Origin of the sequence: Roseibium sp. MMSF_3544, assembly GCF_030732845.1 — a bacterium.
Classification (GTDB): domain Bacteria; phylum Pseudomonadota; class Alphaproteobacteria; order Rhizobiales; family Stappiaceae; genus Roseibium.
Genome location: NZ_JASHKA010000002.1, coordinates 86,001 through 106,531 on the forward strand (window position 1 = coordinate 86,001; position 20,531 = coordinate 106,531).

The window sequence follows — 20,531 nt, forward strand, 5'->3', positions numbered from 1 at the left end:
CCTGCAGCGGCATGGAGGGCTTGAAGATGAACCACAATTCCTGCGCTTTCACTCCTTGCAACCGGTTCAAGAAACCCAAACCAGATCAACTTCAATTTTGGATCCGCACTCCGGGGTGCGGGTACGTCTTTCAGGCAGCAATCGGCCGTCCTTCATTATTGAATTTATGGATGAATTCCTGCAATGGCCGCAAGAAGATTGTATCGCCGACATTTTGGTCGTGCTGTCCGTTGAGGCTCACTGTCAGCATGCCGGCCTCTGGCACCTTAACGTAAAGGATGGTGTCGTGACCCAATCGCTCGACAAGTGTCACGGTGCCCTGCCACGCCTCGTCGCTCTGTCCGACGGCAAAGTGCTCCGGCCTAACACCCAGTGTCGCCGCTCCGATGAAATCGGCATATTTCCCCTTCACGAAGTTCATTTTGGGAGATCCGATGAACCCGGCCACGAATTCAGTTGCCGGATTGTTGTATAGCTCCATCGGGCTACCGACCTGTTCGATATAGCCGGCGTTCAAGACCACGATCCGGTCAGCCATGGTCATGGCTTCAACCTGATCATGGGTCACGTAAATCATCGTGGTTTCCATCCTCTGATGCAGCTCGCTGATTTCAACGCGTGTCTCGGAACGCAGCGCAGCATCCAGGTTCGAAAGGGGTTCGTCCAAAAGAAAGACTTTCGGATTGCGAACGATCGCGCGGCCAATTGCAACGCGCTGTCGCTGGCCACCGGAAAGCTGCCCCGGCTTTCGGTCAAGATAGGGTCCGAGTTTTAGAGAGTCGGCAGCTTCCTTGACCTTTTGCGCTATTTCCGCCTTCGGTCGGCGCTCGAGGCTGAGTGAGAACCCCATGTTCTGCGCAACGGTCATTTGCGGATAAAGTGCGTAAGACTGGAAGACCATTGCGATATTGCGTTGCTTCGGCGAAAGCTCGTTTGAGCGTGTGCCGCCAATCATCAGATCACCGCCGGTTATTTTCTCCAGACCCGCAATCATGCGAAGGAGCGTGGACTTGCCGCATCCCGAGGGACCGACAAAAACCACAAATTCCCCATCGGCGATGCTGAGATTGATATCGTGAAGCACTTCGACCTGTCCGTAGGCTTTCGACAGGTTCATGAGTTCCAGACCAGCCATAGCTACTCCTTCCTTAGCCCGCAGCCAGCGGTGCACGAATGATTTTTCTGACGGTATCGAGGGATGCCGGCTGTAGTTGCCGCGTGGGAGACCCGGCGATCATCGCCTGAACGTCATGCAGGATCATGTCACCGATCGGATGACGTCCACCTTCGACAGCAGCAGCTCTGTGAGGCGACCAGATCACGTTTTCTGCCTGGCGTATCGCGTCCCGCCTTGCCACCGGCTCGCGAGGGAAAACATCGCTCGCGACCCGGACATGGCCTTCGTCCGCAGCTTCGACAAGGGCATCAAAGTCCACAAGATGCGCACGGCTCACAACCACCACCAGCGTTCCGCGCTGCATTTTTCCGATCAGGTCCCGGGACACCAGTTTGTAGTTCTCGTCCGTCGGTGTTGCGGCGACGACGATGCAGCGCGAAGACGTGATCACTTCTTCCAGATCACAAAACTCGACGGATCCTGGCTCTGTGCCGGTTGCGCGTAGCCAAGGGTCAAAAGCTTTGATGCGTGCTGAGAACGGGCCAAGCAATCGCGTGCATTCCCGTGCGATCGAGCCGAAGCCGACAAATCCGATCGTTTGACCGTAAAGCGAGAAATCAGTGCCCGTGTTGTCACAGAGCCAGCGCTCGGCGCCCTGGCGAAAGCGCTCGTGCTCGTCAACAATACCACGGGCACCAGCCAGCATCAGGCCCAGGGTCATTTCTGCAACCGAGTACCGGAACCCAGGGGCACAGGACAGAACCTCGATGCCGCGTTCAAAACAGGTTTCATAGTCGAGTCCCTGCTGAAAGGTGCCCGACACCTCTATGACCGCACGGAGTTTCGAAGCCGTATCGAGAGCAGCGCGATCGAGTTCGGGGTGGGCAGCGACCACAAATTCGGCGTCCGGGAGGCTGTCCAGAAAATCCTCTCGTGCCATCTGCCAGTTGACGCCTCCAAGCACGTTGCAAATAGATCCAAGCGACGTAAACGTGCTTGGCCGGAAGAGTTCCTCGACCTGCCTGAAGTGCTGGTCCATCAAAAGGACGGGTTTCGCCATTTCGGTAGCTTGCATCACTTTACTGCGCCCGCTGTCATGCCACGCACGAAGTGACGCTGGAAAAACAGGAACAGGATGACGACCGGTATGGCCATGATGACTGTGCCGCTGGAAAGACCGGTCACGTCACGTGTCATGGTTCCCTGGAAATTGAGGAGACCCACCGACAAGGTGCGCATCTCATCCTGCGTCAGCAACAAAAGGCGCAGCAGCAGGTCGTTCCAGCTCCAAAGAAACTCAAGCAGCGCTGTCGTCACGACGGCGGGCATGGCGATGGGCATGATTACGCGCCGGTAGATCTGGAACTCGGTGGCTCCGTCGATGCGCGCTGCCTCATGAAGCGCTTTGGGCACGCCGACGAAATAGGACGTGAACATGAAAACAAACACCGAGACCGCGAGGGCCAGATCGGCAACAATGACACCGAAATGCGTGTTCAACAGTCCGAATGAGCGCACAATCTGGAACAGCGGCAAGACGATCGCCGTGACCGGTATCATGAGGCCGATCAGGAAAAGCACCTGAAGTGCGAGTTTGCCTCTGAAGTCAATAAACACCATGGCGTAAGCGGCCAGAGAGGCGATCACGACCATGACGGCGGCATCAACCACGGAGATCAGAAGCGTGTTGAAGAAGTACCGGCTAAAGCCGCCTTCGGTCCACACGCGGACATAATGCTCGAACGTTACGTTGAGCGGGGGATACCAGGCCGGGTTCACCAGCTCTGTCGTTGGCTTTAGCGACGTGAACACCGTCAGGATCAGGGGTGACGCCATCAACACTGCGATCACACCGAGAACGAAAAGAAGGATCCATCGACCGTACATTTATCGGTCCTCCTTGTTCTGTATCTGCATGTAGATGATCGTCGCGGCGCTCACGATGACCAGGAGCGAGACCCCGATTGCCGAGCCGTACCCGTATTGATTTTCCAGCGCACCACGCTTGTACATGTAGGTCGACAAGATTTCGCTGAAGCGGATCGGACCGCCTTTTGTGGTTGCCCAGACCAGGTCGAACACCTTGAAGGACTGGGTAAGCGTGAGGATGAAGACGACTGCGGTTACGGGCCGCAACGCTGGCAAGGTGACATAACGGAATGCCTGAACCGGTGTTGCGCCGTCGACCTTGGCAGCTTCATAGAGGTCTTCATCTACCGCTTGAAGTCCGGCCAGGAAAATGATGACGCTGAGGCCGATCGTGGACCAGCTGTGGGCGAGCGCCAGAGCGTACAACACCACATCCGGACTGCCGAGCCACGGCGTCGCAAGTCCGCCGAGGCCGATGGATTCCAGCAACTGGTTGATGACCCCGGTCGGCTGATACATCCACCGCCAGATGGTGGCGACCGCCATGGGGGAGATCACCACCGGCAGAACGATACAGGTCTGAATCAACAGGCGGGCCTTCCAGACGCGGGCCAGCATGGCGGCGATGACAAGTCCCAGCCCAACGTTGATGACAATGATGACGCCTGACCAGACGAAAGTATTTCGGAAGGCTTCCCAGAAAATCTTGTCTGTGAAAAGCCGCTCATAATTGGCAAGGCCGATATATTTGCGGTTCGGACTGATACCGTCCCAATCGGTGAAGGAGTACTCAACGACCGAAATGGTCGGGTAAATCGCAAAAACGATGTAGATCGTCAGCGCGGGCAAAAGAAACAGGACCGGGTTCAGTCTTTGGGCCCATTTCGAATCCGGATCGAGAAACATCGAGCCACTCCCGAGGATCAGGTTTTCGGAGGTCTTCTCCGCTGTCGACACAGCGGCTACACGCCAGCGGCTGCCCCTGGAATGGAATGAAGCCCAGGGGCCGTGGGGTCGGTAACCGGGTTGGCTTACCGGTCGGCGATGCCACCTGGCAGCATGATTTCACCGGCCTCTTTGGCTGAAGACCACGCGCCCTGCATTTCCGAGGTGAACTCTTCCGGCGTCATGACATCCAAAAGCAGAGCCTGGAGCCCGTCATACGAGACTGTGGTCAGACTACCTGGTGTGATTGTATCCAGGAATGCCGGAACCGTGCCGTTCGCGGCGTGATCGTCGGATGTTTTCCAGATGTCGACGGCCAGAGGAGACATTTCGGCTTCAGCCAGAGCTGCGTCCAAGGGGCCGACGGGAACGGTGCCCGCGTTCAACAAGGCGACGCGGCCTTTCGTGTCCAGGAACATGCTGTTGAGGAAACGCACCGCTATGTCAGCACCCTCAGAGCCTTCGCGTATGTACCAGCCGCTTCCGATGGAGTTTGTCGGGTGGATCTTTTGACTGTCTTCGAACGGTGGGACCGCAAAAACACTGTAGTCGCCAATCCTGTCTCCCGCGGCTTCAATACCGCCGCCAATGACCCAAGGACCGGTGAATGTCATCGGCACCTCACCTGCCCAGAAGCGGTCCATCAGTTCACCATAACCGATCGCCACGGGTGTCGGACCAAACCAACCGGCCTTGCCCATTTCCTGAAGCTTCGCCGAGGCTGCCACGAACGGTGCATCCGTCCATTCGCCGTCGCCGAACAGAACATCTTCAATGCCGTCCGGTCCCGCGTATCGGCCGAACATCATCGACTGCCAATGCGAAATAGGCCACTTGTCAGCTGCGCCAAGACCAATCGGAGTGTCGTATCCGGCTGCCTGGAGTTTGGCGACAGCTGCCTCCATTTCCGCCCAGGTCGTGGGCACATCGATCCCGTGCTCAGCAAAGATTGCCTTGTTGTAGAACATTCCGGTTGTTTCAACTTCGCTCCCGAATGCCCACAGTTTGCCGTCGCTCGAGGTTTGCACGACAATCCCCTCCGGGATCGTGTCTCCCCAGTTATGCTCGAAATAGGCGTCCGTCAGATCGGCGACCAGGCCACCGGCGATAAGTGCGGCCGGTTGTCCGGGCCCTGTGCCAAATGTGAAGAGATCAGGACCTTCTCCGGCCGATAGGGCAGGGACCAGTGCAGGATTGAACAGATCGGAAGAGTTTTTGACGACCGTAATCTTTGCATCGGGGTTGGCAGTGTTGAAGGCATAGGCAAGCTCGTCATAAATCGTGGTCTGTCCCGGCTCTCCGGCAACCCAGACGACGACCTCTGTTTGTGCGAGCGCCGTGCCCGGCAATGCGACCAGAACACTGAATGCGGTAATTGCGGCTAGGTTTTTCATTGTGGCTCTCCTCCCAAAGAAGCTTCAATTTCGGGCACTGTATACGTTTTCATAGGCCATGTAAACGTATACATGACGAGTTTTCGTCGCTTCCGCTCGCTTTCTGGCATGCGCCGGGTGCGGCCCGTTTCGCCAGTAGATCAGGTGTCATGCGCTGGACTGAAAAGCTCGTTGTTCCCCCGCTCAGTAGAAACAAACACCCCTCCCTGATTGATGTGCTACAACCGGGGATAGTTTGGTGATAGACTGAGTGACGAACGCCATTGGGGGGCGAAGTGGCTGGTTTTTTTCGCATTTTGATTTTCCTTTTTACCATCTCAGTCAGCATGGGTGTTGCCCAGGCGGAGCGCCGGGTTGCACTCGTCATCGGGAATTCGGGATATCAGCACGTCGCGGCTCTCAAAAACCCCTACAACGATGCCAGGGGTATGGTGGCTAAACTCCAAAGCTTGGACTTTGACGTGGTGGAAGGACTGGATCTTGATCTCCGCGGACTGCGGTCGAAGATCGAGGCGTTCGTATCGAAGCTCAACGACGCGGACATTGCGCTCTTTTTCTACGCCGGCCACGGCCTTCAGGTGAACGGCGTGAACTACCTGCTGCCGACCGATGCCCAGCTCAATTCGCCGCTGGATCTGGAATTCGAAACGGTCCCAATCAACCTGATCCTGCGAACGATGGAGCAGGCCAGCAAGACCAACCTTGTCTTCCTGGATGCGTGTCGGAACAATCCGCTCGCCGAAAACCTTGCCCGGTCGATGGGCACGAGATCGGCTTCTGTCGGGCGCGGGCTTGCGAAGACCAGCTCGGGCATCGGAACGCTGATTTCGTTTGCCACGCAGCCGGGCAACGTTGCGCTTGACGGTGCAGGGGAAAACAGCCCCTTCACGACAGCGCTGCTCAAGCACCTCGGGACACCCGGGCAGGATATTACCCGGGATCTGGTCTCCGTGCGCCGTGATGTTCTGGAAGCAACCAATGGCCGCCAGGTCCCCTGGGAAAACTCCTCTCTCACGGGCGAGATCATTCTCAAAGCCAAGGAACCGCCGAAGCCGGTGATCGTGGAGCAACCTGTTCCGCCTGCGAAGAACCCGCAAATCGAACTGGCCTACTGGGAATCGATCAAGACGGGAGAAAACGCGGTCTATTTCGAAAACTACCTGAAACGGTATCCGGACGGCCAGTTCGCCGATATCGCGAAAGTACGCATCGACGAGATCAAGGACAGGGCAACTGCCCGCGAGGCCGAGGAGCGCCGGCGGGTGGCAGCAACCGAGATCGCCTATTGGCAATCCATCCAGAATGCGTCGCAACCCGAATTGTTTGAGAGCTACCTGACACGATATCCGGACGGAGATTATGCCGATCTGGCTCGGTTGAAGATCGATCTGTTGAAGAGGGAAACACCGGTAATCCCCAAGGCGCCAGAAACATCGCAAATCAAGGCGCATGAAGAGCCGCAGAAGGACACTGAAACCCAGAAAGAAATCGTGGTTGCCAATCTTTCACCGGAAAGTGCGGGAGCTGCAGCCACCGACGAGCAACCGGCAGAGGTTCTGGACGAAAAAGAGCTGGCGCGCGCCCTTCAGACCGAACTCAATCGTCTTGGCTGTTCAGTCGGCAGGGTCGACGGGGCCTGGGGAAAGCGAAGCCGCGGTGCGCTCAGGACCTATGCCGCAGAGGCCGGCCTGGAGCTGGCCTCGCTTGATCCGAAAGTGGAAATTCTGGATCAACTCAAAAAGTCGACCGGGCGGGTCTGTCCTCTGACCTGCGGCCGGAACCAGGAACTGAAAAACGGAAAATGCGTTGCCGTCAGGCAACCTGCCAGCACATCGGGAAGCTCCGGGACGTCAAAAACCAAGACGGAAAAAACCACAACGACCCGAACAAGCAGCGCCTGCCCGAGCGATCCGAATGTCGATTCGCACACTTATGCGAAACGGCGGCGCCCCGGCACGGACATGAAGTACTACACGCATTCCTGTGGCCGGACGGTTGTCTGCCGGGCGCACGCCAGTCAGCCCAGAGTGTGTTTCTGGCAATAGGATGGAACCGTCTGCAGGCGCGCAGAGATCGGCGACGACTGTTGAAAACGGGCGGCTGTCCGCTGCTTGCGATCAATGCTTTTTGCGATGGCAAAACCTTCGCCGCTAAAGCCCGAGGCCTGGCGCATCACCTGCTTAGGAACAGGACGGGCAACGGTTTGACGGGATCGGGAAAAACCAGTTCAGGGAAATGAGATTTGGACCGCTGGACTGTTGGCGTTTTGCCCTGAGGTCAAAGCTATGCCCGTTTAGCTGAACTTATGCCGGAAGCATGACCGCCCGGCGTATGCCGGGCGGTCGTTTCGTTGGAAAGCGATTACTTCTTCAACGATGCGATATAGGCATCGACTTCGGTCAATGACAGATATTCCACTTCGTCCGTGCCGGCGTCTGTGAATTTCCACACGACGGCCGGTGCAGACACGTCCCCGTTTGCATCAAAGCGGACGTTGCCGGTTGCACCCTGGTACATCACGGTGCCGCCGCCTGACAGCGTTTCCTTGGCTGTGGTAAAGCCGGCGGTATCTGCCGTGACGGGTGTCCCGTTCGGGTCGGTGACTTTTGAAACGGCTGCGGCAATGTCCGCACCGCTTGCATCGGCGCCGGCCGCCTCCATGGCCAAGAGCGCGATCATCGTGGCGTCATAGCTGTTCGCAAGACCGGGGCCATTCGGTTCAGAACCGAACTTCGCGGTATAGGCGGCCTTGAAGGCGTCTGCACTTTCAACGCGTGGTGAAGCGGTGTCTGTGCCGAACGCATTTCCGAGATACTGCATGCCGACCGCGTCGCGGAATTCATCGGACTTCAGCGAGTTGGCAAGGATCATGTTTTGCGTTCCGCCGAGCGAAATCCATTCGCGCACAGCGGATTTGCCTTCGGTCGGATAGAGCGCCAGGTAGAGCGCATCAGGCTGACTGCCAAGGGCCTCTGTGACTTCCGCGCGATAGGACGGCTGCGCGTCATTGATAGCGACATTGGCTTTCACCTCGATGCCTGCAGCGGCAAAGTCGGCTGCAATCAGCCGGGACATGTCCTGTCCCCAGTCGTCGTTCTTGTAGAGGATCGCGACTGACTTCCAGCCTTTGTCAGCGGCCACTTTCGCACCCATTGCCGACTGCACGCTCGTTGTTGCAAAGGTCCGGAACCAAAGGCCGTCGGTCTTGCCTTCCTCGGACAAAACCGTGAACGCCGTCGACGACGAACAGCAGGACATCTGCATGACGCCGCTTGGTACCGTCACAGATGTCAGGATCGGCATCGAAACGCCTGAGGAGACCGCACCGAGCAGCACCTTGATACCTTCCAGATCGACAAGTGCCTTGGCGGCATCCACGCCGACCTTCGGATCGACCTGCGTATCCCGCAGCACCATCTCGATCGAACATCCAGCCGCTCCACCGGCATCGTTCACCTGGTCGACGGCAAATTGGGCGACTTCGGCGATCGGGCGCCCCCAATCGACGGATGTCGGCAGGACAGCACCGACCTTCGTGGTGCAGTCTTGTGCCTGGACGCCGGTGCTCAGGGCGGTCATGCCCGCGGCCGCCGCCGCAAAAACCAATGTTTTTTTCATGTTAGTCCCTCTGCTTGTGTTTTTTCCCGGGTACCTCCTCCGGGCTGTGAAACGACCAGCCGCTCGGGGAAAAGGCCCTGTGGCCTCCAAAGCAGCATGCCGACGATCACCATGCCGATCAGCACGAACTGGATCGAACCGGTGTAGAGCTGAACCTCGATGGGCGCGAAACGTGAGAGCGCCCAACCTGAAAACGTCCAGGCGCCCCAGATCAGAAATGCTCCGGCGATCGCGCCCTTGTTGTTGCCGGCGCCGCCGACAATGAGCATCGCCCAGATCTGGAAAGTCAGAATGGGAAGCACGTCCTGGGGGCTGACAAAGGCATAGAACGTGCCGTAGAGCGCACCGGCAAGGCCGATGATGACGGAACCGGTCACGAAGGCCAGAAGGCGTATCCTTGCCGGCGCCTTGCCGAGCGAACGGGCGGCCGTTTCATCCTCGCGGATGGCCCTCAACAGACGGCCGAAAGGCGAGACGGTCAGCCTTTCCAGAAAGACATAGACAAGTGCCAGCACGACGAGCACCGAGATCAGAAACGCCAGATTGTAAGTGAGGCCGCTGCCGAGCGTTTCCATCATCGGACGCTCGAACCCGCGAATGCCCTGTGCACCACCGGTGACGTTGGTCGCATTGCGCATGACGTTTTCAAACGCGACCGCGACCCCGAAGGTGGCGATTGCCAGATAGTCGTGCCGCAGGCGCAAGGTCAGCTTGCCGACCATCCAGGCGAGGCCGCCGGCAAAGAGCAGGCCGCCGAAAAGTGCCAACGGGTAGAACAGCTCAAAACCGCCCAACTGACCCTCTTGGGGCGGGCCGCCCAGGATCAGTGTGCCATAGGCACCTGCGCCGAAAGAGGCGACGACACCGCCATTGAAGAGCCCTGTATTGCCCCATTGAAGGTTCAGCCCAAGAACCGCGATGGAAAGGATCGCAGCCACCGTGGTGAAGAACACCAGATAGGAAAGGACGCCGATCATGTGCGTGCCTCCCCGAACAAACCGTGCGGCCGCAACAAAAGCACCGCCAGGATCATGAGAAACGGAACGGAGGGGCTGTAGCCCGAGGGCAGGATCACCAGCGCCAAATTTGCCGCTATGCCGACGATGAAACCGCCGAGAACGGCGCCGTATACGCTGCCGATGCCGCCCACGATCGTGGCGGCGAATATGGGTAGCACCAGATCGCGTCCCATGACGGGCGTGATCTGGTAGCTGAGACCATAAAAAATGCCGGCAACCGCTCCAAGACCGCCGCCTATGATCCAGACAGCCGCGATCATCCGCTTGAGGTTTACACCGTGAACCTGGGCAAGGCTGGGATTTTCGGCGACGGCCCGCAATGAAAAGCCGAACGTGGTTCGTGACAGGACAAGATGCAGAATAAACATCAGGACCAGGGCTGCGATGAGCACAAACACCTGATCAGGTTTGACCAGAAGCAGGGGGTCGCGCGAGACAACCATCGCGAAGGCGATATCTTGCGAGTAAAGCTCGGCGGACAAGCCGAAAACCAGGCCAATGACATTGCGAATGATCAGCGCCATGCCAAAGGACGCGAACACCATCGACAGTTCCTCTCCCTTTTGCCGAACACGTTGGAAGATGAACCGGTCGATCAGGACAGCGGATAGTCCCGTGATGGCCATGGACAGCACAATGGAGATCGCTAAAGCGCCAGTCATGGAGAGCGGGCCGATCTTTTCTGCAAGGATCGGCAGCAGGCTTTCGAACAGCTTGTCGAACACCAAAGCGCTGTAGGCGCCGATGGACAAAAGTTCTGCATGGGAGAAGTTTGCAAAGCGCAGGATGTGCATTGCCATCGTTAGCCCGATCGCACCCAACGACAGGAACGAGCCAACAAGAATGCCGTCGACGAGATGCTGGATCATGCCGGCACCCGCCTTTCCCCGCCGAGATAGATCCGCCCAAGCGTGGGGTCTTCCAAAAGCTGCGTGGCCGGCCCGTCAATCTGATTCCGCCCTTCTGCAAGCACATAACAATGATCGGCGCGTCTCAAGGCCTGCTTGACGTTTTGTTCGACCAGCAAAATGGTCACGCCTTGAGCCGTTAATTGCTTTGCATGATCAAGCACATCCTCGGCGGCCTTCGGCGACAAGCCGGCGGACGGTTCGTCCATCAGGATCAGCTCCGGTTCAACGGCCAGCGCCATCGCCACGGCGAGGAATTGCCGCTGACCGCCGGAGAGCGCTCCCGCCCTGTCGCGCCGCTTTTCCGCCAGGACAGGAAACCGGTCATAAAGGTCGGCAAGACGCTTCTGCGGATTGCCGTGGGTTTTCAACGCCAGATCGAGGTTTTGTTGGATGGTGAGTGTCCTGAAGACATTGTCGGTCTGCGGGACGTAGGCGATCCCCGCGCCGGTCATCCGGTCGGGAGAAAGACCGGTAATCTCCTTCGCACCAATTCTGATATGGCCGTCCGTGACCGGCAGAAGGCCGACAACGACCTTGATCAGGGTCGACTTTCCTGCGCCGTTCGGCCCGATGATCGCAGTCAGACTGGCCTTTTCCGCTGTGAGCGACACACCGCTCAGGATCGGCAGGTCCGGAACATATCCGGCGGTCAGGTTCTCCACGCTCAGCAAGGCTTCAGGCATCGACTGGCGCTCCCAGATAGGCATCCAGGAGGACCGGATTGGACTGAGCATCGGTGGCAGACCCTTCGAAAACCACCCGGCCTTCTGCGAGGGCGATGACCGGGTCGCAGTGCCGCATGACGAAATCCATGTCATGTTCGATGATCAGGAAGGTTTTGCCGTCACGATTGAGCTCCTCGATCTTCTCGATAAGGATCTCCGTCAGTGCCGGATTAACCCCGGCTGCCGGTTCGTCCAGCAGGATCAACTTCGGATCGCCCATCAGCACCCGGGCCAGCTCCAGGAGCTTCATCTGTCCGCCGGAGATTTTTCCAGCCGGCTGGTCGGCAAGTGCGCGAAGCGTGACGAAGTCAAGCACCTCTAACGCGCGTTTGCGGATGGCCGCCTCCTCGTTACGGATGCGCGCGCGCCCGAAAACGGGTGCGAACAGGCCTTCACCGCTTTGCCCGAGCGGCGCGAGCATGACGTTTTCCAGAACGCTCATGCGCTTGAAAGGGCGCGGGATCTGAAAGGTTCGGCCCAATCCCGCAGCAAAGCGCTGCTCCGGGGGAAGGGTGGAGATATCATCACCTAAAAACGCGACGCGTCCGGCACTTGGCGGCAAGTCACCTGCCACGACGTTGAAGAGCGTCGACTTGCCGGCCCCATTCGGTCCGATCAGGCCGGTGATGGAGCCTGTCCGGATTTCGAGCGAGACCTCGTCGACGGCCGTGAAGGCACCAAATGAACGCGTGACATCGGCGAGTTTGAGGATCACATCAGCCATTTGCCGCCCCAAGCACCGAGTCATCGGGACGTGCGTTCAAATTATACTTCATGATCCGGCCATGGCGGCCCGTCCGATCGCGCTCAAGAGCGAACACCGGTCCTTGAGGTCCGGGCGCAGATGCCAACAGCTGGTCAATTCGGCCAAGATCTTGCGCATCCAGCTCGAAGGAGAAAACTTCCAGGGTTTTCGGCAGATGCCGGGCATAGCGGGCCCCGACAATTGCGGCGGCGACTTGCGGCTGCTGCAAGACCCAGCGCGTGGCGACAGAGCTGAGGGACACGCCGTGCCGCATGCCGATTTCCTTGAGCGCCTGAAGCAGCGCCTGGAAAGTGTCCCAAGTCCCGTATTCGTCGATGATCAGCCGGTACTTGACCAACGAGCGATTTTTAAAGGCAAAGCCAGGGTCGGGTTTGCCGAGCCAGTTTTCGGTGAGAAAGCCTCCCGCGAGCGTGCCGTAGCATAAAAGGTGAATGTCGTGCGCGGCGCACCAGGAGACCAGTGTTCCGGCTGGTCTTCGGTCAAGCACTGAGTACTGAACCTGCGTTGAGACCAGATCGATCCCAGCCTCAAGATAGGGATTGGTTTCGGCAACGTCCCAGTTTGTCACCCCCAGATGCGCGATCTTGCCCTTTTCCTGGCAGCGCTTGAGAACCTCCATGGCCCCGACCGGTGACCCGATGGAGGTGTCCCACCAGAAAAACTGAACCAGATGCAGGCGGTCGATCTTGAGACGCTGTAGCGACCGGTCGATGATCGCCTCGACTTCCGCAGCGCTCAGATCTGCCAGACGTTCCAGATCCGGGACAAGCTTGGTGTGCACCTGGATACGGTTCGCGGTTGCCGCTCCCCGGCGGCGGCGAACGTCGTCGACAAAGGTGCCGATCATCTCCTCGACGCCGGTATAGATATCTGCACAGTCGAATGATGTGACCCCGGCATCCAGAAACGCTTCCATATCGGCAATCGCGGTCGCGGCATCGACCGCGCCGTGATCGCCCGCAAGCTGCCAGCCGCCCTTGATCACACGGGAGATTTGGTAACCTGGGCGAAGAGAGGTGGTTCGCTCGCTCATTCAGCGCCGTCCTTTTGCCAGTAGGGCGTGCTTCTCTTGTCCGGAAGACCGGTCGTCTCCGCATGGCTGAACCATCGTTTCCCGGTTCTGGTGATTTTGAACCGTCCGCCGCAATGGGGATCAGGACAGGCAACCTCCGCGTCCGTGCTCATCCAGTCCTCCGGGGCGGTAGGACGCTGCTTGGCCGGAAGCAGCGGCAAAACGGCGGCCAGCGCGTACATGGAGACACGCTGTCCTTCCTCAAAAACCAGGGCTTCGCCCTCGACCTTGAAGCTTTCGCCTTCGATGTGCCTGCAAACCGGTGTCCGGCCATCCAGCACCGTCTCGACCTTCAGGTCATACAGCCAGAACCCATCTTCTGATTGCGCGTCGGGTGTCCGTCCGCTGCCATTTGAATCTTCGGTCACCGCGCTCCCCAAAATTTTGTTTTAGCGCCTTGCTTGTGATCTGTGATATTTTATACCATGTCTCAATTCCGGATTGTCAAGACAAGAAGCCATAACGGGCAAGGCAGAGGGATGAACGAGCCAAAAGTCGCCAGGATCGATCAGTCGAAACTGAGGGAGAGCGTCTACGACGCCCTGCGGGAGGCTTTTACCCGCGGTGCGTTTGCACCTGGAGAGAGCGTGAGCCTTCGAACCCTTGCGGGCCAGCTTGGCACATCCATGACACCTGTGCGCGAGGCGGTCCGCCGCCTGGTTGCCGAGGGAGCGCTTGTCGACACGCCGAGCCGGACCCTTGAAGTGCCGCCATTCGATGCGGACCGTATGCGTGAACTGAAGAGCGCACGCCTGGCATTGGAAGCGATCCTGTTGGATGAAGCCATGGATCACATGGATGCCGCCGCCATCGACGCTTTGGCTGCAATTATCTCAAGGCCGCGCGCTGCGGGCGACTTGCCCGACCTGACCCAGAACTACGATTTCCACTTCACTTTGTACCGCAGGTCCGGCTCCAGGGTGATCCTTCCGCTGGTCGAAGCGCTCTGGCTGCAATATGGCGCGTTTCTCAATCTTGTCGTCAAAGAGAAAGCCGCCTCGGAAATCCCGGAACACATCCATCACGAGGAAATCATCGCGGCGCTTCGCACCAACAATCGTGCAGCAGCTCAAAAAGCCCTCGCACAGGATATTGAGCGCAGTTTCAAGCTGCTCCTGCCCCAAATCTGAAGGACCCGTCCATGACTGTTGCTCCGCCGCGCCAGACCCTTGCCGACGGTCTGGAAATCAGCCGGATCCTTACGGGACTGTGGCAGGTCGCCGACATGGAGAAGGATGGAACAACGCTTGATCCCAACCAGGGCGCGGATCATCTTCAGGCCTACCTGAACGCCGGGTTCTCCACATTCGACATGGCTGACCACTACGGCAGCGCGGAGATCATTGCCGGCCGCCTTCTGTCCCGGCACGCCGGTGCAGGCGGTCCGCAGATCTTCACCAAATGGTGCCCGGAACCCGGCCCGATGACAGCGGATGTTGTGCGCGCCGGCGTTCAGGAGCGGCTTGACCGCCTCGGTACGGACTGCATCGACCTGCTGCAATTTCACTGGTGGAGTTTTGAACACCCGGCCTGGCTGGATGCTCTTCACGAGATGGCAAGGCTCAAAGAGGAGGGGCTTATCAAGGCGCTGGGGGTCACCAATTTTGATGCCGCGCATTTGCGCCTCGCGCTTGCTGACGGCATTCCGTTGGTCACCAACCAAGTATCCTTTTCCATGATCGACCGGCGGGCACTAGGGCCGCTGTCACAAGTGTACGCGGACAAGGGCGTCAAATTGCTTGCTTATGGAACCTTGTGCGGCGGCTTCCTGTCTGATCGCTGGCTTGGCAAGCCGGAACCGGCAGAAATCAGCGACTGGTCGAAGATGAAATACAAGCGCTTCATCGACGCAGCCGGTGGTTGGGGCGGCTATCAGGCCATTCTTCAAGCCGCAAGCGCCATAGCGCGAAAACACGGCGTTTCGGTTGCAAACGTGGCGACACGCTGGGTGCTGGACCAGCCGGCCGTCGCGGGAACGATCGTTGGGGCCCGCCTTGGTGAAAGCGAGCACATTGCCGACAATGCCAGGCTGTTCTCCTTCGCGCTCGATGAGGAGGACCGGACACAGCTGGAAGAAGCCTTCGCGCAAACTGCGCCTGTTCCGGGCGATTGCGGTGACGAATACCGCCGCCCGCCATTCCTGACCGCGTCCGGGGATTTGAGCCATCATCTATCCGAAATGCCGCGGGCCCATGACGCTACGCCCGCATCGCACCGATCCGATGCCACCCGTGTTCTGACCGGCTCGGACTGGGAAGAGATCGCCGGTTACTGCCGTGCCCACCGGATCGGAAACCGCATCCTTGTCTCCGGCACGACGGCGGTTGCCGGGGCAGCCCGTGCTGTTGCGCCGGACGACGCGGCGGCGCAGACGACCTACATCCTCGACAAGATACTTGCCGCACTCTCAGCGCTCGGTGCCAGCGCTGCGGACGTGGTGCGCACACGCATCTTCATTACCGATGAAACGGATGTTTTCGATATTTCCCGCGCCCACGGCCGCGTCTTTTCAGACATCAAGCCGGCAAACACACTGGTCGTTGTTGCCGGCCTGATCGGCGACCACCGGGTTGAGATCGAGGCCGAAGCTCTCTTGAGCGATACGCCGACGGATATGGCGTAGCCGGAATTATTCCGTCAAAGCGGCGCCGCCGGTGTTTCCTGAAAACCCAGATGCAGCTCGTCGCCTTCATAAGGGTGAGCACGGGCGACGTCCTCGTCCAGATCGGCGCCAAGCCCCGGTTCGGTTGACGGGATGATATAGCCGTCCTCCCACCGGATCGGTGTTTTGAGAAGATCTGCATAGAATCCGTCGAAGGTTCGGATCGATTCCAGCACCAGAAAATTCGGGCTGCAGGTGGCGAGCTGGATATTGGCAAGCGCGACCAGTGGACCGCAATAAAGATGAGGGGCGACTTGTGCGGAGTGACATTCCGCCATCGAAGCGATTTTCTTGGCTTCGAGCAGGCCGCCGACCCGGCCGAGATTCATCTGCAGAATGCTTGCAGCCCCTGTTTCCAGGACGCGGGAGAACTCATACTTGGTGCAAAGACGCTCGCCGGTCGCAACCGGAATGGAGGTGTAGCGGGCAACGTCCGCCATATCTTCCGGCTTTTCCGGCGGGATCGGTTCTTCGAACCAGAGCGGGTCGTAAGCCTCAAGGCGCCGGGCCATGCGCTTTGCACCTGAGACGGTGAACTGGCCGTGCGTACCGAAAAGCAGGTCTGCCTTGCTGCCGACGGCCTCACGGATCGCCCGGCAAAAACCTTCTGACCGGTCCAGGTCCTCAAGGCTCGGCTGATGACCGTCATAGATTGTGTAGGCGCCGGCCGGGTCGAATTTGACCGCGGTAAAACCCTGGCTGACCGCCTTTACCGCTGCTTCGGCGGCCATGTCCGGATCGTTATAGACATTGGGTTTTGCCGGGTCCGGATATACGTCGCCATCCGAAGGATAGAGATACGTATAGGAACGCAGCCGTTGGTGCACGCGGCCACCGAGCAGCTCATAGGCCGGTTTGCCCGCAGCCTTGCCGATAATGTCCCAGCAGGCCATTTCCAGACCGGACAGGACACCCATCACCGAAACGTCTGGCCGCTGCGTATAGCCGGCGCCATAGGTCTTGTGCCAGAGCCGCTCGATGTGGTGCGGATCCTCGCCCTCGAATTGCCGCTGGAACACATCCTTCGCCATTTCGGCAACCAGGTGCGGGCCGAAGGTGGCGTTGTAGATTTCGCCGTAACCTGTGATGCCGCAGGCCGTGACCAGCTTGACGAAGATAAAGTAACGACCGCCATGGCGCGGCGGCGGGTTTCCGACGACAAAGGTCTCGATTTGGTCGAGTTTCATGTGAGGTCTCAACTCGCGTTGCTGATCGTGATCGACTTTACCTTGGTATAGGCGTCCAGTCCTTCCCAGCCTTTTTCGCGTCCATAACCGGATTTCTTGTTGCCGCCAAATGGGAGTTCCAGCCCGCCTGCCCAATAGTCATTGATTGAGACCTGGCCACAATCCATCGCCGATGCAACCCGCATCGCCCGACCGACGTCGCGCGTGTAGACGCTTGCAATCAGGCCGAATTCGGTTCCGTTCGCCAGTTGCACGGCTTCCTCTTCGGTTTCGAAATTCTGGACCGAAAGAACCGGCCCGAAAATCTCGTCCTGGACGGCAGGATCGTCGGCAGCGAGATCGGCGATGACGGTCGGCTGAAAAAACCAGCCCTTGCCGGTATGGGAGTCCACGGTCACGTCGCCGCCGGTGAGAAGATGTGCCCCCCGGGATTTCGCCGCATCGACATGGGCTTTGATGCGCCCCAGGTGAAGCTCGGAATTGATTGCGCCCATGTCAGGAGCGGTCAGTCCGTGCGCCGGTCTGATCGCCTTTGCACGCTCCGCCAGGATGGCAAGCACATCGTCCCGGATGGCCTTGTGCAGGATCAGTCTGGAACCGGCAGAGCAGATCTGACCGGAGTTCGAAAAGATCGCCCAATAGGCGCCGTCGGCAACCTTCTCGGGATCGGCGTCGCCAAAAGCGATCAGGGGTGATTTGCCGCCAAGTTCCAGCGTCAGCCGGGTCACATTGGGAGCTGCCATCTGCGCGACGTTGATACCGGTCGAAACAGAGCCGGTGAACGTCAGTTGCTTGATACGCGGATCCCTGGCCATCTGCGCGCCGACATCCGCACCCAGACCGGTGACCACGTTGACGAGGCCCTCCGGCACGCCTGCTACGCAGAGCAGTTCCGCCATGACCAGTGCGGTGAACGGGGTCGTTTCAGCCGGTTTCGCAACCACCGCGCAGCCGGCGGCAAGTGCCGGTGCGACACCGCGTGCAAAGGTCGAGATCGGGTAGTTCCAGGGAATGATGTGGCCGGTCACACCGACCGGCTCGCGCACGGTGAACGCTGTATAGTCCGGCCCGAGATTGACGGACCGGCCGTCGAGCTTGTCAGCAGCACCGGCATAGTATTCGAACAGCCGCGCCGAAGACTGAACATCACCCTGAGCTTCGGCGAGCGTCTTGCCGCTGTCGACCACCTCGATTACCGAAAGCCGGTCGGCATTTTCGCGGAAGAGGCGGGCGACGTTGTTGAGGATCCGGCAGCGTTCGCCGGGGGTCACATGACGCCAGTGCCTGGACGCCTTTTCCGCCGACGCGATGGCAAGATCCATATCCGCATCCTCGCCAAGCGAGAATTCGGCAAAGGCCTCGGCGCGTCCGGGGTCGAAGCTTTCCATTTTCCGGTCGGAAGGCCGCGTCACCTTTCCGTCGATGAAGTGGCCTTCCGGCAGGGCCTCAAGCTTGCCTGTGCTCAGATAGTCTTGTGCGATGTCCTGGACTGTCATTGTGTGGCTCGTTTCCGGTCTTCAAGAATGAGATCCGCCCCCTTCAGGGCGAGCATCATGGTTGGTGCATTGGTATTGCCAGACGTGATGTTTGGAAAGGCTGAAGCGTCGACAATCCTGAGACCGTCGACACCGTGTACCTTCAAACGGCTGTCGATAACCGTCTGCTCGCGGTTTTCGCCCATCCGGCAGGTTGAAACCGGATGAAAGACGGTGCTTGCCCGGTCGCGAAAGTCCTCAAGCAAACCGTCATCATCCAGCGCTTCCAGATGTGGGGATTCGGATGTATCCACGATCGACCGCATGGCATTGCTCGCCATGATCTTCTGACAGAGCCGGCCGCCGGAAATGACGGCGCGGCGGTCCTCATCCGTCGCAAGCGAATTTGGCTGAATGAGCGGCGCGACCGTGCTGTCCCCACTCGTGATATCAATGCGTCCGCGGCTCGTCGGGCGGGTCGGCTGGGCACAGATGATAAAACCGTTGAAAGCGTCGAGCGTGAGCTTCGGCGTGTCACCGCAAGGTTTGTAGCGATAGCTGATCGGGTTGAAGTAGAGCTGTTGGTCAGGCGCGTTGAGGCCCGGATGCGATCTCAGGAAACCACCGCACTGGTTGACCGAAAGGGCAAGAGGGCCCTTTCGGGTCAGCGCGTATTGTAGAGCCGCATAGGCCTGTCCAGCCAGCGGGCGCAGAACAGCATTGAGGGTCGCTTCCTTTGCCCGGAAGGTAAAGCTTGCGGTCAAATGGTCCTGAAGGTTGGCGCCGACATTGTCGTTTGCGAGAATTACCGGTATGCCGCACTCCTGCAACACGCTGCCCGGGCCAATCCCTGAGACCTGCAGAAGCTGGGGCGACCCGATGGCTCCGGCTGAAAGAATGATCTCCTGCTGGGCAGTGAGCGTTTCGCCAGTGGTGAGTTCGACACCTGTTGCTCTGCGTCCTTCGAAGAGAATTCTGCTGACCTGAGTGTTTGTGCGCAGGACGAGGTTCGGGCGCGACAGGGCAGGGTGGAGAAAGGCACGTGCGGAGGAGCATCGTTCGCCGCTTTGCGCGTTGATGTGATAAACGCCGCCGCCTTCCGGCTGTTCGCCGTTGAAATCGTCGGAACGTGGCAATCCGGTTTCGTCGAGTGCCGAAAAGAAGTGCCGGTTCAGCGGATGGACCTGATCGGCTGTGTTCTGGACATGGATGGGTCCGCTGCCGCTTCTCTGTCCGTCTGGCCCCACCTTTGTTTCCAGACGCTCATAGACGGGTTTGACATCCTTCCAGCCCCAGCCGGTTGCACCAAAAGCCTCCCAGTCATCAAAGTCTCCCGGGAGCCCGCGGCAATAGACCATCGCGTTGATTGAGCCGGACCCGCCAAGCATTTTGCCGCGTGGCCAGGAGATGCTGCGGCCGTTGAGGCCTTGGTCGGGCGCTGTCGAGAATTGCCAAGTGTGTTTCGGATTGATGACAAGTTTGCCGTATCCAAGCGGCAAGCGAACCCAGGGGGAACTATCCGCGCCGCCTGCTTCAAGTAGCAACACGTTCGTCTGCGCATCCGCGCTCAGGCGTTCGGCCAGAATGCATCCGGCGGAGCCTGCGCCCACAATGATGTAGTCGACCTGTTCCATTCACAGTCATGCCAGTCGTGTTTCTTCGGAGGTGAATTCTCAGCGAGTTCGCAAAATCTTTGAAACGAAAAAAAATTTGGCGATACATCGAAAAATTTTGCAGGATAGATCTGTAAGTGCACATCAATTAATGCAGT

18 protein-coding genes are annotated in these 20,531 nt (G+C 58.9%); 3 read left to right on the forward strand and 15 right to left on the reverse strand.

The annotated features are described in order from the left end of the window. Positions 1 to 130: 130 nt before the first annotated feature. The 5 genes from RBB47_RS03115 to RBB47_RS03135 all read right to left on the reverse strand — a co-directional run bounded on the left by RBB47_RS03115 (position 131) and on the right by RBB47_RS03135 (position 5,325). Positions 131 to 1,135: an ABC transporter ATP-binding protein gene (locus RBB47_RS03115; RefSeq protein WP_305984280.1), complete on the reverse strand. Its 1,005-nt coding sequence runs from the start codon at positions 1,133 to 1,135 to the stop codon at positions 131 to 133. A gap of 13 nt (positions 1,136 to 1,148) precedes the next feature. Beyond that, positions 1,149 to 2,192 carry an NAD(P)-dependent oxidoreductase gene (locus tag RBB47_RS03120; RefSeq protein WP_305984282.1) on the reverse strand — a complete coding sequence of 348 codons (1,044 nt, stop codon included), beginning with the start codon at positions 2,190 to 2,192 and terminating at the stop codon, positions 1,149 to 1,151. Further along, positions 2,192 to 3,004, reverse strand: coding sequence for a carbohydrate ABC transporter permease (locus tag RBB47_RS03125; RefSeq protein WP_305984283.1), 813 nt, complete (start codon positions 3,002 to 3,004; stop codon positions 2,192 to 2,194). The genes RBB47_RS03120 and RBB47_RS03125 overlap by 1 nt, the downstream gene beginning before the upstream one ends. Then, positions 3,005 to 3,892 (reverse strand): carbohydrate ABC transporter permease, encoded by an 888-nt coding sequence (locus RBB47_RS03130; RefSeq protein ID WP_305984284.1) that lies wholly within the window; start codon positions 3,890 to 3,892, stop codon positions 3,005 to 3,007. Positions 3,893 to 4,017: 125 nt separating this feature from the next. Beyond that, positions 4,018 to 5,325 carry an ABC transporter substrate-binding protein gene (locus RBB47_RS03135; protein WP_305984285.1) on the reverse strand — a complete coding sequence of 436 codons (1,308 nt, stop codon included), beginning with the start codon at positions 5,323 to 5,325 and terminating at the stop codon, positions 4,018 to 4,020. Positions 5,326 to 5,600: 275 nt separating this feature from the next. Here RBB47_RS03135 and RBB47_RS03140 point away from each other — a divergent pair, with 275 nt between their 5' ends. Next, positions 5,601 to 7,370 carry a caspase family protein gene (locus RBB47_RS03140; protein ID WP_305984286.1) on the forward strand — a complete coding sequence of 590 codons (1,770 nt, stop codon included), beginning with the start codon at positions 5,601 to 5,603 and terminating at the stop codon, positions 7,368 to 7,370. A 316-nt stretch (positions 7,371 to 7,686) separates the two neighbouring features. Here RBB47_RS03140 and RBB47_RS03145 read toward each other — a convergent pair whose 3' ends face one another. The 7 genes from RBB47_RS03145 to RBB47_RS03175 are packed head-to-tail and all read right to left on the reverse strand — an operon-like array spanning position 7,687 to position 13,804. Continuing rightward, complete coding sequence (locus RBB47_RS03145; protein ID WP_305984287.1) at positions 7,687 to 8,943, reverse strand: ABC transporter substrate-binding protein; 1,257 nt, start codon at positions 8,941 to 8,943, stop codon at positions 7,687 to 7,689. Then, positions 8,940 to 9,920 carry a branched-chain amino acid ABC transporter permease gene (locus RBB47_RS03150; protein ID WP_305984288.1) on the reverse strand — a complete coding sequence of 327 codons (981 nt, stop codon included), beginning with the start codon at positions 9,918 to 9,920 and terminating at the stop codon, positions 8,940 to 8,942. Before RBB47_RS03150 ends, RBB47_RS03145 begins: the two co-directional genes overlap by 4 nt. Beyond that, positions 9,917 to 10,831 carry a branched-chain amino acid ABC transporter permease gene (locus RBB47_RS03155; RefSeq protein WP_305984289.1) on the reverse strand — a complete coding sequence of 305 codons (915 nt, stop codon included), beginning with the start codon at positions 10,829 to 10,831 and terminating at the stop codon, positions 9,917 to 9,919. Before RBB47_RS03155 ends, RBB47_RS03150 begins: the two co-directional genes overlap by 4 nt. Next, positions 10,828 to 11,556 (reverse strand): ABC transporter ATP-binding protein, encoded by a 729-nt coding sequence (locus RBB47_RS03160; protein WP_305984290.1) that lies wholly within the window; start codon positions 11,554 to 11,556, stop codon positions 10,828 to 10,830. Before RBB47_RS03160 ends, RBB47_RS03155 begins: the two co-directional genes overlap by 4 nt. Then, positions 11,549 to 12,322: an ABC transporter ATP-binding protein gene (locus RBB47_RS03165; protein ID WP_305984291.1), complete on the reverse strand. Its 774-nt coding sequence runs from the start codon at positions 12,320 to 12,322 to the stop codon at positions 11,549 to 11,551. The genes RBB47_RS03160 and RBB47_RS03165 overlap by 8 nt, the downstream gene beginning before the upstream one ends. After that, a complete protein-coding gene (locus tag RBB47_RS03170) occupies positions 12,315 to 13,397 on the reverse strand; it encodes an aldo/keto reductase (protein WP_305984292.1) in 1,083 nt (360 codons plus the stop codon). Before RBB47_RS03170 ends, RBB47_RS03165 begins: the two co-directional genes overlap by 8 nt. Further along, entirely contained in the window at positions 13,394 to 13,804 is a 411-nt protein-coding gene (locus tag RBB47_RS03175) for a TIGR04076 family protein (protein ID WP_305984293.1), read from the reverse strand. Before RBB47_RS03175 ends, RBB47_RS03170 begins: the two co-directional genes overlap by 4 nt. A 111-nt stretch (positions 13,805 to 13,915) precedes the next feature. On the opposite strand from RBB47_RS03175, the gene RBB47_RS03180 reads away from it, so the two are divergent. After that, positions 13,916 to 14,566 (forward strand): GntR family transcriptional regulator, encoded by a 651-nt coding sequence (locus RBB47_RS03180; protein ID WP_305984294.1) that lies wholly within the window; start codon positions 13,916 to 13,918, stop codon positions 14,564 to 14,566. A gap of 11 nt (positions 14,567 to 14,577) precedes the next feature. Continuing rightward, entirely contained in the window at positions 14,578 to 16,059 is a 1,482-nt protein-coding gene (locus RBB47_RS03185) for an aldo/keto reductase (RefSeq protein ID WP_305984295.1), read from the forward strand. Between the two features lie 14 nt (positions 16,060 to 16,073). Here RBB47_RS03185 and RBB47_RS03190 read toward each other — a convergent pair whose 3' ends face one another. From RBB47_RS03190 to RBB47_RS03200, 3 genes are read right to left on the reverse strand one after another with little or no spacing between them, the layout of a single operon-like run. Continuing rightward, positions 16,074 to 17,285, reverse strand: coding sequence for a mandelate racemase/muconate lactonizing enzyme family protein (locus RBB47_RS03190; protein ID WP_305984296.1), 1,212 nt, complete (start codon positions 17,283 to 17,285; stop codon positions 16,074 to 16,076). 8 nt (positions 17,286 to 17,293) lie between these two features. Beyond that, positions 17,294 to 18,781, reverse strand: coding sequence for an aldehyde dehydrogenase family protein (locus RBB47_RS03195; RefSeq protein WP_305984297.1), 1,488 nt, complete (start codon positions 18,779 to 18,781; stop codon positions 17,294 to 17,296). Next, positions 18,778 to 20,394 (reverse strand): GMC family oxidoreductase, encoded by a 1,617-nt coding sequence (locus RBB47_RS03200; RefSeq protein WP_305984298.1) that lies wholly within the window; start codon positions 20,392 to 20,394, stop codon positions 18,778 to 18,780. Before RBB47_RS03200 ends, RBB47_RS03195 begins: the two co-directional genes overlap by 4 nt. Between the last annotated feature and the right edge of the window lie 137 nt (positions 20,395 to 20,531).

Excerpts from the sequence above, each read along its gene's own strand:
- RBB47_RS03200 (WP_305984298.1), bottom strand. The coding sequence starts at position 20,394 with ATGGAACAGGTCGACTACATCATTGTGGGCGCAGGCTCCGCCGGATGC.
- RBB47_RS03145 (WP_305984287.1), bottom strand. The coding sequence starts at position 8,943 with ATGAAAAAAACATTGGTTTTTGCGGCGGCGGCCGCGGGCATGACCGCC.
- RBB47_RS03180 (WP_305984294.1), top strand. The coding sequence starts at position 13,916 with ATGAACGAGCCAAAAGTCGCCAGGATCGATCAGTCGAAACTGAGGGAG.
- RBB47_RS03115 (WP_305984280.1), bottom strand. The coding sequence starts at position 1,135 with ATGGCTGGTCTGGAACTCATGAACCTGTCGAAAGCCTACGGACAGGTC.
- RBB47_RS03135 (WP_305984285.1), bottom strand. The coding sequence starts at position 5,325 with ATGAAAAACCTAGCCGCAATTACCGCATTCAGTGTTCTGGTCGCATTG.
- RBB47_RS03190 (WP_305984296.1), bottom strand. The coding sequence starts at position 17,285 with ATGAAACTCGACCAAATCGAGACCTTTGTCGTCGGAAACCCGCCGCCG.
- RBB47_RS03150 (WP_305984288.1), bottom strand. The coding sequence starts at position 9,920 with ATGATCGGCGTCCTTTCCTATCTGGTGTTCTTCACCACGGTGGCTGCG.
- RBB47_RS03170 (WP_305984292.1), bottom strand. The coding sequence starts at position 13,397 with ATGAGCGAGCGAACCACCTCTCTTCGCCCAGGTTACCAAATCTCCCGT.
- RBB47_RS03120 (WP_305984282.1), bottom strand. The coding sequence starts at position 2,192 with ATGCAAGCTACCGAAATGGCGAAACCCGTCCTTTTGATGGACCAGCAC.
- RBB47_RS03130 (WP_305984284.1), bottom strand. The coding sequence starts at position 3,892 with ATGTTTCTCGATCCGGATTCGAAATGGGCCCAAAGACTGAACCCGGTC.
- RBB47_RS03185 (WP_305984295.1), top strand. The coding sequence starts at position 14,578 with ATGACTGTTGCTCCGCCGCGCCAGACCCTTGCCGACGGTCTGGAAATC.
- RBB47_RS03160 (WP_305984290.1), bottom strand. The coding sequence starts at position 11,556 with ATGCCTGAAGCCTTGCTGAGCGTGGAGAACCTGACCGCCGGATATGTT.
- RBB47_RS03165 (WP_305984291.1), bottom strand. The coding sequence starts at position 12,322 with ATGGCTGATGTGATCCTCAAACTCGCCGATGTCACGCGTTCATTTGGT.
- RBB47_RS03125 (WP_305984283.1), bottom strand. The coding sequence starts at position 3,004 with ATGTACGGTCGATGGATCCTTCTTTTCGTTCTCGGTGTGATCGCAGTG.
- RBB47_RS03195 (WP_305984297.1), bottom strand. The coding sequence starts at position 18,781 with ATGACAGTCCAGGACATCGCACAAGACTATCTGAGCACAGGCAAGCTT.
- RBB47_RS03155 (WP_305984289.1), bottom strand. The coding sequence starts at position 10,831 with ATGATCCAGCATCTCGTCGACGGCATTCTTGTTGGCTCGTTCCTGTCG.